This window comes from Desulfotalea psychrophila LSv54 (assembly GCF_000025945.1).
GTDB lineage: Bacteria > Desulfobacterota > Desulfobulbia > Desulfobulbales > Desulfocapsaceae > Desulfotalea > Desulfotalea psychrophila.
Genome location: NC_006138.1, coordinates 2,775,383 through 2,789,102 on the forward strand (window position 1 = coordinate 2,775,383; position 13,720 = coordinate 2,789,102).

Consider the following 13,720-nt stretch of genomic DNA (forward strand, 5'->3'; position numbering starts at 1 on the left):
ACTTTTTCAGGGCTGATAAAAGAAAGGAACCATCCTGTGAAACACCGAGACGCCAGTAGTTCCAAGAAAGCATCCAATAACAATAGGATTCAATCTATTTTTCCACATAGTTCCAGTTAATATCAACAATATTATTATTTTCAGCCTATTTTCCCTGACTAAAACATCACTTCCTGCCGGAGTAATATAATAAGGGCAACAGGCTAAAATTTGAAAAGTGGCCCTACCCCTGATATGGTTAAGTCCACATTAACTCGTTATAATATGAGGGATAGGAGGCTCAGATAGTTAGACAAAGGCGGAGAAAATATGATGCCGATTTTAAACGTTCGACCCCAAAATAATGAAAGTAAAAATTCAATCACTTTTTGAATACGGCGGCACAGAAAGACGCATCTTTCCTCAACCGAAAAAATGGGCTCAAATATGGAAAATGCTTCCAGATAAAAATCATAAAGGTTCTGGGTGACAGCCACTGCTCCCCCTGAATTTGGGGGGCATGGTGACACACTACAACTAGCGAAAAGAAGGACAAATTTAAACTGCACTTAATGTAGAGCGAAGAAAAGGGCATTTTGAGTCAAGTGAATTCATTTTAACGACAATTGACAGAAAAGGATTGGTGAATAATAGATGAGTGATTTGCCTGAGTATGTAAAAAACACCTTGGATGAATGGGATTCAATATCCTACTTTGCGTATGATTGTTATGAAAAGGTAGGAAGGGTTGCTGTCGGAATTGAGGCTGACCCTGACAATCCTGCTGGCGCAAGACTCCTAGCTTTTCAATACGATTTTCAAGACGGGAAACCTGACAAAAAAACAGCTCAGATATTAGAGATTTACGACCCTGAAAATGAAATTGTAATTCAGTTCATGCATGATGACGGACAAGTTCAGACTCTAAAATTAAGAACTGCACCAGACGCTCGTCATCCCAAACGGATTTTCTTTTTTGAAACTTTACGCAAGTTATCAGAGGAACCATCTACAGTTAATTTATCTGAACTGCCAGCATGGATGATAGAGGCGTTAGAACAATTGGATGAAATAAAGAAAGATCAATAAGGTCGAAAATTGCGCTCGCCAGACGGCAAAAATCACGATGGTGCTATCGCGACAAGTTTGGATAAGCCGCTGGTAATGCAAGGCATTATGGGTGCAAAAATGACTCATAATATATTCAAGTCATGTATAGAAAATTCGATGAAAGTATTTTGGGTCGTGTTGCCAAATTGTTGTTTAGCAAAATTCTCTCTCTATCTGCGATAACATGCAGCCCGGTGCTTTTTGAAAACCCGATTGTTTTACGGTTGAGTCGCTTCAGCCTCGTTCGCAAATTCAGATTCTGTCGTTCGATTCATGAACACAGCTTTCTCACAGCTTTTCAGAAGGTAATTCAGCACGATAGGTTTCAAGCTGTCCATGCAGAAAAGCCTTATATCGAAAGATGGCAACAACCACAGAAGTGACTTGCATGCTTCGGTATCCTGCCGAAAGCATGGGCGATGATCGGCCAGCGTAGTTTCCATGCACCCCACCTTAAGAACCCTTGCCATGCCGCCTTAGCATCAGTGCTACCACAAAATCGACACTACCTTTACTATGACCATACCAGAACCTTAAAAAAAATGACTATACCATCACTTCAACGTTTTGGCATCACGCCTAACAATATGGCAACACGAGCAAAATTTGCCTTAAGTGGGAAATCAGAGAAGCGGAAACTACTTTAGCTGTTTTGCTTGAAACACTTATTAAAAAATATAGAAGGCTTAGTTACTGGGACAGTAAATCTATCATTTATTTTATACTATTCGAACAACCAATAACGAGTAGGGTTGTCCGGGCATTGGCCGAGACCGCATTCGGCAAAAGTCAACACGACCAAAGTTAAACTCAGTGTTATGGCAAAAATAGTAATATAGCGAGTAGCCTTATCACGTTGCTGAACAATCATCCCCAAAGTGATAGTTCTCTCTTGAAGTAACATTATAGCTGAAAATACTAAGGAACAGAAAAAGGCTATACCGGCCCAGGTATACATATGGTAGCCCCAAATTGGAGCACCATAGTTGCCTGTCCCGGGCACTATATGAAGTAGTATTTGACGAACGGAACCAGCCATGCCAAATAGGGCACTTATAAGAATTATGCCGTAGTGGGAAGTTCTCATTCCAAAATTGAGATTTAGGACAGCTCCGATTAGCATACATACAAACGCTAAACGTTGGAGCATGCAAAGTGGGCAAGGCAATTCGCCAAGGAATAACTGAATTACAAGAGAGGAAATCAGTATCCCTCCTACCACAAAAATGAACAGGAAATTCAAGAATCTAGCGATAGATATTGGCATTATATCTCCCGAGATAAGATTATAAATTGATATTGATAGAATCACTCATATGATGAACCAACCACATAATTCCCAATGCCAACGTTACAAATGATGTCAATATTGCCGGTTGTCTCAAACCTTTATAAATAAGACCGAAAACTATGACTGTTAGAGTAAAAAGAATGCCCGTCATATGTTCACCTCCAAAAAAAATTAATTTTCATAGTGTTTCAAAATAGGGTCGTGTTGGCAAAATTAAATTTTGTCGTTCGATTCATGGCCACAGCTTCCCCACAGCTTTTCAGCAGGCAATTCAGCACGATAGGCTTCAAGCTGTCCATGTAGAAAAACCTTATATTGAAAGGTGGCAACAACCCCAGAAATAATTTGCATGCTTCGCTATCCTGCCGAAAGCATGAAGGATGATCGTCCAACGTAGTTCCCATGCACCCCACCTTAAGGCCCCTTACCGCGCCGTCCTGCCTCATCAGTGCCAGCACAAAACCGACACTACTTTTACTGTAGCCATACCAGAACCTTAAAAAAGAGTGCCGATAGCATCACTTCAACGTTTTGGCATCACGACCGTATTTTGGCCTCTTTTGACATTTGAGTAGGTAATTGAATGCCATTCCTTCCAGAATCAACCTGAAAACATCCTACAGAGGAGGGTCTGATTGAAGCATTATTTCGTGGGTGCCCATCCTCCCACATGGCAGCATTCTTTTATACCGATGGTTCCAATATCACAGGTTAGGCACGCAAGAATCGAACAAAAGGGATAATTTTCCCCCCAACGAATATTAGCAGTATCACTGCAAGAATAATTCCCATAAAAACATTTGCTCCATTCAACTTAAAACGTTGAATATGTCATCTCAAATGGTCCAATTTTAACAACACTTCCATCACGCAATAACATGCGTTCGCATACCTCACCATCCACAGTTACCTTTTTATAACCGAGACAATTTTCAAGACAGACATCTCCATTTTGCATTATCTGGAACAACACTCCAGGAATATTTGTAAGCAACGAAGCTGAATTAATTTGCAAGCCTGCTTCAGCAGGCATAGTAGACTCTACCTCAGGCGCCACAGATTCTCCTTCGTAATCACATACAATGGTCAAGGGTTCATCCAAATACTCATTTACGCCAGCCTGTACCGTTGACTGTGATTCTTGCTCCTGCTTGGCACAAGAGAGGATGGTATCCCTCTCCATAGATTCTTCAAGTACCGTACTACTCAAGACCGTATCTGGCTCAGACTCACAACAGACCAATCCTTTTATTTCTGGCCTTTTGGGTTTTACTTTGGTGCTTTCGAACAAGAACACCTCAAGATTTGAAGCGAGAACATATTTTCTTTCTTCTATATGCCTTTCAAGCTCTGCTTGTATGTCAGAGCTGATAACTTTAAGAAAAGGATAAAGTTCGTTATAATCGTTGCTATGCAAGTAAATATGAAAAGTATTTGGTGCATAGGTTCGCCTGAGACCTTTTTTACATCCTTGTTCAAGACATCTCACCGCCAATCGGCATAAATCGATTGGATGAAAATCATTCCCCTGATGAAATTTTTCCATTGGTATGTTCAGTATATTTTCTACTTTTGTCAAAAAACCCATGCTACCCCCTATTTCAATTATTTATTTTTATCTTCCTTTTTTCAAAATGAACAGAGACTCACCTTTATGCATTTACTTTCATATTTTAGTCTTTTTTCACTCTCCCCATCCAATAAAAACCATCAACTTCCGAAAAAGTCGAGAATTTGACTGCGAGGGACGGGTGCTCACCCCAGCGTTTATCGGTTTCATCCCGCAAGAGCGGGCTTGGATGGATGAGTTGCCAGAGGCAGGTTATACGGACACCTTCCGCCTCTTTCACCAAGACCCTGAAAACTATTAGTGGAGTTATCGCTTTAATGCTGGAAGCAAGAATATAGGCTGGCGGATCGGCTATTTCTGTGTCTCTGAAAATGACCAAAGGCGAATTGTTAATGCAGAGATCCTGCTGGATACCATGGGCTCTAATCACTGCCCCGTCCTCCTCGATTTTAAGAAGTAGGGGCCAGGCAGGCGGGCAGGCCTGCCTGCTCTTTCAGCTCCCCGCAGCACAGGGGGGCCGAAGGGCCGTAGTGGCCGGGCTCCTTTCCCTCATCTCTTTTGAGTAAAAGAGATGAATAGCTCCAAAAAAGCATGACATCGGCACTTATCGAGTGAGCTTTATCAAAACAACAAATTGACATCACGACCTATTTTTTGGGGTCGTTTCAAATAGAGCGGCCAAAGAATAGAATAATTACCACCGTTACTATGTGTTGGGTCCCTGATGATTTCCTAGACATCCGTAGTGAAAGGTTGTTACAATCATATGCATGGATGCAGGATTTTATTAACTTCCTTTCAAAAGGTGATTCTTATGCAAGTTAAGCTACATGCAAATGCAACCACAACGCCCCGAATTCGTAAGTACATACAGGAATCAGATAAACCTGTAAGAACACTTGCAAGAGAGCTTGGTGTAGCCGAGACCACAATACGAATATGGCGTGACCGAGACTCCGTTGAAGATAGGTCCCATACTGCTCAAAATCTCCAAACGACCCTTTCAAAAGATCAGGAATGGCTTGCTGTAGAGCTTCGTAAAATGCTTTTACTGTCACTCGACGATCTGCTTGTTGTGGTGCGAAAATTTATCAATGCCAAGGCTTCTCGATCAGGACTTGATCGTTGCTTGCGAAGGCACGGAGTAAGCCGTCTTAAAGATTTAATCCCGGAGACAGCTCCCAAACCATCGCCAAAACAGTTTAAAGAGTATGATCCTGGCTATGTGCATGTTGATCTGAAATATCTTCCTCAGATGCCAGATGAAGATCAACGAAGATACATTTTTGTTGGCATAGACAGAGCGACACGCTGGGTATATCTCCAGATTATGCCAGATAAAACAGCGGCGAGTGCATCTCTTTTTCTTAGAAATCTTTTGGAAAAAGCTCCCTTTAAAGTGAAAACTATTTTAACTGATAACGGTAAAGAATTTACTGACCGTTTTTGTGCTACTGGGCAAAGAGAACCTACAGGTAAACATGTTTTTGACCAAAATTGCACCGTCCACAATATTGAGCATAGACTTATAAAGCCAATGCATCCTCAAACAAACGGAATGGTTGAACGTTTCAATGGGCGCATTGCTGCCATTCTGAAAAGAACTACATTCGAGTCAGCACAAGATCTTGAGGATACAATGCACCGATATGAGCTAGTTTATAACCAGCATATCCCGCAAAAAGCATTGAAGCATTTAACGCCCATGGATAAGCTGAAAGAGTTTCATCAACTCAAACCAAATTTATTCAAGAAGCGACCAACCAATCGTCGGGGACCCAACAACTATGGCGATTATCAATGTCCGCAACCCGGACCAAAGCCAAAAGGTTTTACTGATTTTTCCTAAAAATACCCCAAGGGAAAAGATACATATCAGTGCCACAACTATAGCATTGATAAAAGGTGATGAAGGTAGTGCATGTAACTGTTCTGCAAAAAACAGAGGCAAGAGGATGATCAGAGATAGCAGCAATGGTGCGAATCCATTAACCAGAGCCACCAATATTGGAAGATACCGGCTTGCCTGTCCGTAATCACTCTCTTTCAGATCAACCAACAAGGCCTGTTCCAATTCATGTAATTCTTTTTCACGCTCAGCTTTCTCGCTCAAGTAGGCGCTACTGAGGCCGCTTATAAACAGAGCGACTACGGCGCCCAAGCAGGCACTAATTGCCACCGACAGTTCTGTCATCCCACTTGCATAGAAACCAGTCACCATGCCCAGAATAGTTAATGAACCATCAAAGCCATTGGTAATCAGATAGCGCCGTGCAATACTTCTGGCACGGAGGACATGCAATATCAGCTGTTTTTTATTTAAGATCATATGGTGTGACCTACAAAACAAAACTTAATTTGATATGACTTAACCAGCAGTATTTAATTTTCACAAATTTCTCGCTCTCAAAGACTATTTGCAAGAAGGTTGAAAAATTATGTTGGCTCCGTCCCGTACACTTCAACTTCATCAATACTATGGACAGATGCGCCCATTTTTTCGATGGCCGTTTTAATATTCTCAAAATTTATATCAGCGCCTTCAATAGTCACGATTGTGCTTTCGGTGTTTTTGTCCACCTCTGTAACGGTTAATTTTATACGATAATCTCCCCCTAAATCAGCCAGGGTAGAAGAAAAGTCCAATGCATTTGGTTGATGTGGTTTGAGTACATCAAGTACGACTCTTCGTGTTTTTGTCATGAGTAATTCTCAAAAGGTATTAATCTATTAATTTTTACGTCGTGTTAACATCTCTCAACTTACATATTTTGTAGTTTGCACCCAATATCTTTGGTCGTGATGCCAATCTGTTGTTGAAAGAACATCCCTCTTGATGAAAGTGGATTGACTTTATCATATAGACCTGAGTTACTGGAACAATCCCCATTGTTATACGACTGAGCCCTTCCCCATTTTGGCATCATGCCCACACTACATAACCCAAATCCCCTCCAACCTTACCAGGAGGGGGAGCACACTGTTAGCATAAGCTAACTAAAAAACACGCCAGCCCCAATAGCCTTTTCCAGTTTATCATTCTGGCCAAGAGATCCGCAATATTATGTGAGCATCTTCGTGCCCTTTGTCACAAAGGGCATTATCACCCTGACACGGAATGACTTCAAGTGATCGACAATCATCTAAAATCACAGTTTAAAACATCAGGCCGGCAAGCTTCAGCACCCAAGTTCCGCACCCCGCCGCCTCAGTAACCTCTTGCCGACTCAACAACCAGCAAGCGGATAGTTTTTTTTGAGCCCCATGGCTACAGTAAAAGTAGTGTCGGTTTTGTGGTAGCATTAATGCTAAGGCGGCACGGAAAGGATTGAGTTACATCGCACAAGACGATATTTCGCCAAAACAACAAATTGGTATCACGAGCCTCGATCGAGTTTCCCGGGTTTGATGGTAGTCACCGGATCGTGGCTTGCCAGCCACCCTGGCCAAAAGGGGAAGCGTTCCCCCCTTTGAACCCCATGCCGCCCCGGCCCAGTTGCCAATCCTCACTCTCGTTTCAGCTGCCGCTAAGGTTGCGAACGGACTCCTGGGCGCCACTGGCAGTTCCTCCTGACCTACCCACGCGCCAGCTTCACTCCGTTCGGGCAACTGAGAGGGGGGAGGGGCCACCTCTGTTCTCCATAGCTAATGGTTATTTCCGTGCTTCCTGTCCAGATCGGCTTCTGGTGGCAATCCCCATTGGCATAGCCGCTCCCTGGCATCCATGCCACCGCAGCTTACCACCCTTGTCCTATTTCAGGCTCATGGCCTGCAAGACAATGGCCTAAATGCGGGGCCTGTTTCATCAAGAGCCCTTGAGGACAGAGAGATAGATGAATCATCTCTGCACAACTTATTTTTCGCATATCATGTGCGACTCTAGTAGCTTATTTCTTGTACTTAACACTCTTTTGCGGTATCACCTTGGTTAGAGATTTTATGGAGGGCGAAGGAGTCCGTCTGTCTATCACGCAAAATTGTGCTACGAGTCTATACCTTGGTAGGGATCAAAGGAGATATTGTGCCCAACGGGAACTCAATATTAATTTAGGCAACTTGGCTAAGCCTGCCCCGTACTTATTGAAAAAGTATCGAATGCGGTTGGTGTTCTGTATGAGCCAAGGCGGATCATAAAACGGGCCGAAGCTGAAGCAGAAGCTGGAAAAATTAAAGCTTTAGCCGGCATTGATCTAAATGAAATCGAGCAAAGAGGTATTGAGCGACTCGTTCATCAAGAAGCTAGAAAGCAGGAGAATATCGAAAATATTACAGCAAAAGCTGCGTATTCGATCCCCCCAGGGGCCAAAACGGAAGATCTTGAAGAAGACTGGGTGGCACACTTCTTTGACAAGTGCGACAAGGTCTCTGACAAACAGATGCAATCTTTATGGTCGAGCCTTCTTGCCGGTGAAGCTACGAGGCCAGGTACGTACTCTAAGAGAACCGTAGATTTTGTAGCATCTATGGATAAGAAGGATGCCGACTTATTTACAAACTTTTGTCAGTTCACATGGATGATTGGTGACGCCACACCACTGGTGTTTGATACGGATAACGAAATTTATACTAAGCACGGCATAAACTTTACCTCCATTAAACATTTAGATTCGATAGGCCTAATTTCCTTTGAGTCGGTCTCTGGCTATCGAAAAATGGGCCTACCTAAACAAGCTGCAATTTTTTACTATGGCCAGCCCACCATTGCTGAGTTTCCGAACGATAAAGACAACGAGATAAAAACAGGTAAAGTATTGTTCACTCAGGCTGGGCAGCAGCTTGTAAGTATATGTGGCGCACAGCGAAACCAAGAGTTTTATGAGTATGCAATCGAGCAAATATCCAAACAAAAAATTACTCTGTCAAGTTTGATACCTAACAAGCGCGTCAACTAGGGCGCTCGTAATCCCGCGCCTATTACGCGGTCGTTAGCCAATTATATGTATAGTGGGAATTATGGGTAGAAAACAATCAAATGGTAGCGTATCAAAAGAATTAATGCTTCGTAGCAAGATTACAGGGCGTTGGATTAAGCGGTCTGATGAAGAAATTGCTTTGAGTGAAAACTCAATTCCAAAGACTTTAGTTCAAATCCAACAGAACAATATTTACTATACTGATACAAATTTAATCATTAGTAATTTTGTCAAAATTAGATATGAAGAAAAATAAAAGTATTAGAAACGAAATACAACACTATAATTGACAGTATTGATAATTATCGAGCTTACTCTTCTGGCATTGAGATAGTTTTTAACAATTGCCAGCAAAATGCTAGTCACTTTGACAATAATTTAAGAGGCATTGTCGATGAGTTTGATGTTACGTGTGAAAAAAAAGAGTTAAATGAAGATTTAATTAGTCTTTCTAAAGCGTACGTTAAAGTGTTGTTTGTACTCTGCCTTCTCTTTACACAAGGAGAAGGTCAAGAATGATACGGTTATATATGGCAAGATAACTTCTTTTAAAGAGTACATCTAGGGCTTATTAGAGAGGATACTGATCCCTAAAACCAGTTGGAATAATAACCTTAACTATAAACATTCAATGTACTCCATGTTCATCTATAACGATGAATTTAATATTAAATATATTGATGCCCTTGTAGTATATGATAGAAGGTTTGATTCTTCACTTGAACTAATTAGAATATTCAACAAAAACGCCCTCATCATCGACACTTACTCCAATTTTGAAATTAGTGGTAGCTTTAAAGAATATCATATTGAGAGTAAGCCAGTGAAGTTAGTAAGCTCGCTAGTTAAGCTATTATCTGATATAGATAGATTATTAAACATTAGGCAGGAAATTAATGATATTGACCAAGACATAGTTTTTGAAAAGTTCGAACAGCAAGTTAAAAATGGCTAACAAATTATTCAAGCTGATTCAAAACGCGTGGCATTCGTGGTTTGAATCCACTTTTGTGTTTACGGTGGTCAATTCAAGTTAAATGGTAGTGCGCTTCTTGCCACCTAACAGGGTGTTACCCCTCCCCAGAACCAGCAACGATCTCCCCGCCGCGCCTCAATAAGCAGGCATTGACTTCCGGCCCCCGCACCTCAACTGCGGGGACGCCACGGCTTGCGAGGCCTGGCTGACAGCTGACGGCTATCCTTTGCACTGCCCCCTCCCATATTGGGGGCAATCCCCATTGTCACCAAGCTGAGTAGCGAAAAAGTGGTCGATCGAACTCAGCAGGAGTTCCTCACTGATATAAAGGCTGCACTTATTGCCTGAATCTATCGCAAATCGTAAATGTTAACAATAAATTACAAAAAAACATCCGCCTCACATCTCAAGTCGATCTATAAGTTCTCAACCTATCTTTCCTGGGACAATCGTTTAACTGCATTCTGGGCAGACCTTCTAACATCTGCATCGCTGTCAGCTAGAAGAGGAGAAATAATTGCTAACGCACCTGAAGCTTCTTCGCCAAAATAAGCTAATGTGTCTAATGTACCACTACGCACTTCCCATGATCTTGATTTTAAAACTTTCCCAAAATATTTAATATATTTATCATCAAAACTTTCCAATTTCACAGCTCTTTTTGCTGATCTTCTGACATCAGGATCACTGTCCCCTAAAGCTAAAACTAGCTGAGGGTAGGCATAAACAATAGCCTCATTGCCATATGATATAAATTGATCGATTGATTCCTTTCGAATTTTCCATGAATCATGGCTCAAATTCAGTATCAATTGATCTAAAATAATATGTGACAAGCCATTAGCAAGCTTATGTTTTTTACTATCAACAGGCTCACGACTACTTCGTCTGGCTTTTGCTATGCCTTGAGAATTTTGACTATATGATGGTTTCTTTGCCTTGCTACTAATATTAGAAAAAGAGAAATCTCCATCAATTGAGGCCTCATACCAAGGTGATTGCTTACCATTAGTTTGTTTTTTTACCTTCTCTCTTACCTTTTTGAACATCAACTCAACAGGCAAATTTGGATACTTCATCAATTCTATCAGGCTACCTGTATATGGACTATTTCTTCCGACACCATCCAAAGCTACCTTACCAGGTGCAGTCGAGTAAGCGATTAAACACCCGTCCGCATCAGATACTCTACTCAAGCCATCCCCCATATCTCTTGCAAAAGATTGGAAGGGATTGTTTCTACAAGCATCAAGAATCACAATATTCAGACCATTATTTGCGTGTTTCATGACGCCTAAAACATATCCTACATCCACAGTTTTATATTTTAAATGATCTGGAGAGGAAATTTTTGGCATTGCCCCAATAGGTATTAAGTAATTTCTACCTTCATACTGCACACCATGACCAGAAAAATAAAATAAGCCAACGGTGTCTCCTCTGATCTTTTTTCCAAATTTACGAACAGACTCTTCAAAACCCTCCTGATCTGCATTTACTTTGATGATAGTTTCAAACCCTAAGGCTGAGAGAGTTCTAGAAAAATCTTTTGCATCATTAACAGGGTTTTTTAATGATCGTATCCGATAGTCACTGTTTCCAATAATCAAGGCGATTCTTTTTTGTGCAACAGCTTCATCAGGGTGGGCTGAATTAAAAAATATAACTGAAAATATAGTTATATATAATAATTTTCTCATTCTAATATTTCTTCTATCATTCATATGGCGATTATTATAATTTTTGGGTCAAAACCTAACAGGTTATTATCCGGTTTCCTGATATCATCCCAAAGCACAATTTGACAAGGATTTCCCAGCCATATTACCTAAGTTTCAGCTTGCCACTTTTGGGCCAGGAGATTTGCAATGTGTTTGAGCATCCCCCCTCTAACAAGACAGATCAAGACCCTAACAGCAGATCCCCTTCAAGGAAGGGGCAAGCATCTAACATCACAAATTAAAACACCGGGCCTACAAACTTCAACAGTCATGAGGATAGCGCGGCCTTGTTATGCGTTTAATTTCTTCCCTCAACAACGTGACAGCCTCTATACATAAATTGCCATTCTTGATTTTGATGGCGTCTTTGCACAAATGCTTCATTCCCTTTTTCCCACCACTCCAGTGACTCATTTGAGTATCGTTCACCAGATCCTGATGGCACACCTACTAAGGTGATTTCTGGCTCATTTGGCAACTTCAACTTCACAAAATTAAGACTATAATCAGAAAGAGAATAATATTTCACTTGAACCCGTACATTATTTTCACACTGATACTCCTGTACCTCTCCTCTTAACACATTCAATTCGTCATTTTTGAAAGTTGATTTTGAACAGCCAACCAAAATAAAAGCCACACTAAGCAGTAATACCATCAGTCCTATTTTCTTTGTCAATTACTATCTCCTTGCATAACACGTTACTATCCGATTTTCTGATATCAACCAAGTTTCAGCCTGTCTCATTTGGGCCAGGGGATTTGCAATGTGTTTGCGCATCTCTCCTCTAACAATAAATATCTGTACACTAACAGCAGAGCCCCTTCAAGAAAAAAAGCAATCAGCTAAAACCACAACTCAAGCCTGCAAATTTCAGCGTTCAAGTGCCATCTCCCTTTTTACTGTTAAAGATTCAACAAGAGGAGAGCATCCCAATAGCAGGGGAGGATGGCCTTTTGGGCGGGATAGAGCGGCCAGCCTCTGGATGGTGGCAAGAAAAAGAGACCTACTCCTGCCGCTGATCCAGAAAAGCCCCTTTTACAGATAAAAACAGGCTATAATATGAACTAGTTTAAAGTGACCGTCTGCAAAGGTATTTAACGCCCAGGGATAAACTGAAAGATTTTCATCAAAGCAAATTTATTCAGGAAACAACCAATCGTCGGGAAGCTAACAATGGGACGCCAGGCGATGGGGGACAGCTCTGGCAGGGTGCGACTGGCAACACCTAATCCGCCGAGTATAAAAGAAATATCAATATTAGAGGAATTAACAAGGCGCGCATTGACGTCGTAACCGCATTGAATGGAGAATAGAATGATCCATCTTGATGATCTTAAGGCTTTTGTTCATTTTGACCGGGAAAAAAAGGTCGACACGATCCTGCCACTTATAACGACTCTTATTGCCGGTCTCGTTATAATATTATCTATCAGTCCTGAATATTTACGTGAGCTGAACCCGATCACCCTTTTCCTTTTATCAGTTGCCTGTGCCCTGCCGGTCTGGTCTTTAAACCAGCTTCTATGGTGGCATTTAGGAAGAAAGATATCCAGCGAACTGGTTGGCAAGATCGTTTATATTTTTGATATTTCAGGGAAAGAGAAAAAAGTACTGTCATTTGCCCTTGGCCAGTTGATGACGGCCCTGGATATCATGCGCTTCATCCCTTCGAAAAATATTGCCAACCTGGTAACAGTCCTGACAATATATCTTGCCGCCGCAGTAATTTATTTCACCTCCGGTTCACCGGCCCTTCTCTATGGGATTATTTTTTTACTGAGCCTAATCATTTGGCTTGGCGGCTGGTACGCCTTGCACAGATCCAGCCGAAAAATCGATGTGAAGCCCCTGAAAAATGCGTGGGAGCAGTTGAAAGACAACGAAGAGCTCCTGGCCAATATCAACAAACATTTCGAAAAAATTGAAGAGATGGTTCTAGCAAGGGCAAGCCTGCTTGGAAAAAACAAGGATGAGGTAGAAGCAGAAAGCAGGGAGGAGGCCACTCAAAGGGAAAAAGAAAACGGCGAAGATAACTAGTTACCGCTTACGAAGAGGCTCACAGCTACCTTAAGCGCCCAAGATCTCATCACATTTCGATGTCAGAGAGACAATTCGCGTAAAGTGTCTCTCTTGCCGGCAAAACGGGAGGACATCGA

Annotated in this window: 15 protein-coding genes and 1 pseudogene; 6 read left to right on the forward strand and 10 right to left on the reverse strand. The window is 41.6% G+C overall.

Translation table 11 applies throughout. The annotated features are described in order from the left end of the window. Positions 1 to 633: 633 nt before the first annotated feature. Complete coding sequence (locus DP_RS12320) at positions 634 to 1,068, forward strand: hypothetical protein (protein ID WP_011189669.1); 435 nt, start codon at positions 634 to 636, stop codon at positions 1,066 to 1,068. Positions 1,069 to 1,183: 115 nt separating this feature from the next. Here DP_RS12320 and DP_RS19010 read toward each other — a convergent pair whose 3' ends face one another. The 6 genes from DP_RS19010 to DP_RS12335 form a co-directional block, all read right to left on the reverse strand. Beyond that, positions 1,184 to 1,360 (reverse strand): IS1 family transposase, encoded by a 177-nt coding sequence (locus DP_RS19010; protein ID WP_083818986.1) that lies wholly within the window; start codon positions 1,358 to 1,360, stop codon positions 1,184 to 1,186. Positions 1,361 to 1,813: 453 nt separating this feature from the next. Beyond that, positions 1,814 to 2,356 (reverse strand): disulfide bond formation protein B, encoded by a 543-nt coding sequence (locus tag DP_RS12325; protein ID WP_041277974.1) that lies wholly within the window; start codon positions 2,354 to 2,356, stop codon positions 1,814 to 1,816. A gap of 19 nt (positions 2,357 to 2,375) precedes the next feature. Next, positions 2,376 to 2,531 (reverse strand): DUF5993 family protein, encoded by a 156-nt coding sequence (locus DP_RS19280; RefSeq protein WP_407637882.1) that lies wholly within the window; start codon positions 2,529 to 2,531, stop codon positions 2,376 to 2,378. 62 nt (positions 2,532 to 2,593) lie between these two features. Beyond that, positions 2,594 to 2,731, reverse strand: a complete 138-nt coding sequence (locus DP_RS18025; RefSeq protein WP_156792295.1) for a hypothetical protein — start codon at positions 2,729 to 2,731, stop codon at positions 2,594 to 2,596. A gap of 463 nt (positions 2,732 to 3,194) precedes the next feature. Next, positions 3,195 to 3,968, reverse strand: a complete 774-nt coding sequence (locus DP_RS12330; protein ID WP_011189673.1) for an FhaA domain-containing protein — start codon at positions 3,966 to 3,968, stop codon at positions 3,195 to 3,197. Positions 3,969 to 4,053: 85 nt separating this feature from the next. Further along, the gene (locus tag DP_RS12335; RefSeq protein WP_041277975.1) at positions 4,054 to 4,380 is read right to left on the reverse strand and encodes a hypothetical protein; all 327 of its coding nucleotides are present in this window, start codon (positions 4,378 to 4,380) and stop codon (positions 4,054 to 4,056) included. A gap of 384 nt (positions 4,381 to 4,764) precedes the next feature. Between DP_RS12335 and DP_RS12345 the strand changes: the two genes are divergently transcribed. Further along, positions 4,765 to 5,799 carry an IS481 family transposase gene (locus DP_RS12345; RefSeq protein WP_049785101.1) on the forward strand — a complete coding sequence of 345 codons (1,035 nt, stop codon included), beginning with the start codon at positions 4,765 to 4,767 and terminating at the stop codon, positions 5,797 to 5,799. Here the strand turns inward: DP_RS12345 and DP_RS17600 are convergent. Both DP_RS17600 and DP_RS12350 read right to left on the reverse strand, forming a co-directional pair. After that, positions 5,695 to 6,279, reverse strand: a complete 585-nt coding sequence (locus DP_RS17600; RefSeq protein WP_156792296.1) for a VIT1/CCC1 transporter family protein — start codon at positions 6,277 to 6,279, stop codon at positions 5,695 to 5,697. The two genes, DP_RS12345 and DP_RS17600, sit on opposite strands and share 105 nt — an antisense overlap. 107 nt (positions 6,280 to 6,386) lie before the next feature. Further along, positions 6,387 to 6,653, reverse strand: a complete 267-nt coding sequence (locus DP_RS12350; protein ID WP_011189677.1) for a DUF211 domain-containing protein — start codon at positions 6,651 to 6,653, stop codon at positions 6,387 to 6,389. Between the two features lie 1,338 nt (positions 6,654 to 7,991). On the opposite strand from DP_RS12350, the pseudogene DP_RS12355 reads away from it, so the two are divergent. The 3 genes and pseudogenes from DP_RS12355 (at position 7,992) to DP_RS12360 (ending at position 9,818) form a co-directional block, all read left to right on the forward strand. After that, positions 7,992 to 8,842, forward strand: a pseudogene (locus DP_RS12355) (DUF2806 domain-containing protein). A 61-nt stretch (positions 8,843 to 8,903) separates the two neighbouring features. Beyond that, a complete protein-coding gene (locus DP_RS18030) occupies positions 8,904 to 9,119 on the forward strand; it encodes a hypothetical protein (RefSeq protein WP_156792297.1) in 216 nt (71 codons plus the stop codon). A 384-nt stretch (positions 9,120 to 9,503) separates the two neighbouring features. Next, a complete protein-coding gene (locus DP_RS12360; protein WP_041277977.1) occupies positions 9,504 to 9,818 on the forward strand; it encodes a hypothetical protein in 315 nt (104 codons plus the stop codon). A gap of 452 nt (positions 9,819 to 10,270) precedes the next feature. Here DP_RS12360 and DP_RS17045 read toward each other — a convergent pair whose 3' ends face one another. Together DP_RS17045 and DP_RS12370 are read right to left on the reverse strand one after the other, a co-directional pair. Continuing rightward, on the reverse strand, positions 10,271 to 11,563 hold the full coding sequence (locus tag DP_RS17045; protein WP_083818987.1) for a caspase family protein: 1,293 nt from the start codon (positions 11,561 to 11,563) through the stop codon (positions 10,271 to 10,273). Positions 11,564 to 11,858: 295 nt separating this feature from the next. Continuing rightward, positions 11,859 to 12,239 (reverse strand): MliC family protein, encoded by a 381-nt coding sequence (locus tag DP_RS12370; protein WP_011189684.1) that lies wholly within the window; start codon positions 12,237 to 12,239, stop codon positions 11,859 to 11,861. Positions 12,240 to 12,878: 639 nt separating this feature from the next. Between DP_RS12370 and DP_RS12380 the strand changes: the two genes are divergently transcribed. Beyond that, positions 12,879 to 13,601: a hypothetical protein gene (locus DP_RS12380; protein ID WP_041277978.1), complete on the forward strand. Its 723-nt coding sequence runs from the start codon at positions 12,879 to 12,881 to the stop codon at positions 13,599 to 13,601. Positions 13,602 to 13,720 lie beyond the last annotated feature (119 nt).

Bases quoted from the DNA above. Each gene is read 5' to 3' on its own strand.
- DP_RS12320 (WP_011189669.1), top strand. From the start codon at position 634: ATGAGTGATTTGCCTGAGTATGTAAAAAACACCTTGGATGAATGGGAT.
- DP_RS12325 (WP_041277974.1), bottom strand. From the start codon at position 2,356: ATGCCAATATCTATCGCTAGATTCTTGAATTTCCTGTTCATTTTTGTG.
- DP_RS19280 (WP_407637882.1), bottom strand. From the start codon at position 2,531: ATGACGGGCATTCTTTTTACTCTAACAGTCATAGTTTTCGGTCTTATT.
- DP_RS18025 (WP_156792295.1), bottom strand. From the start codon at position 2,731: ATGCAAATTATTTCTGGGGTTGTTGCCACCTTTCAATATAAGGTTTTT.
- DP_RS12330 (WP_011189673.1), bottom strand. From the start codon at position 3,968: ATGGGTTTTTTGACAAAAGTAGAAAATATACTGAACATACCAATGGAA.
- DP_RS12345 (WP_049785101.1), top strand. From the start codon at position 4,765: ATGCAAGTTAAGCTACATGCAAATGCAACCACAACGCCCCGAATTCGT.
- DP_RS17600 (WP_156792296.1), bottom strand. From the start codon at position 6,279: ATGATCTTAAATAAAAAACAGCTGATATTGCATGTCCTCCGTGCCAGA.
- DP_RS12350 (WP_011189677.1), bottom strand. From the start codon at position 6,653: ATGACAAAAACACGAAGAGTCGTACTTGATGTACTCAAACCACATCAA.
- DP_RS18030 (WP_156792297.1), top strand. From the start codon at position 8,904: ATGGGTAGAAAACAATCAAATGGTAGCGTATCAAAAGAATTAATGCTT.
- DP_RS12360 (WP_041277977.1), top strand. From the start codon at position 9,504: ATGTTCATCTATAACGATGAATTTAATATTAAATATATTGATGCCCTT.
- DP_RS17045 (WP_083818987.1), bottom strand. From the start codon at position 11,563: ATGAATGATAGAAGAAATATTAGAATGAGAAAATTATTATATATAACT.
- DP_RS12380 (WP_041277978.1), top strand. From the start codon at position 12,879: ATGATCCATCTTGATGATCTTAAGGCTTTTGTTCATTTTGACCGGGAA.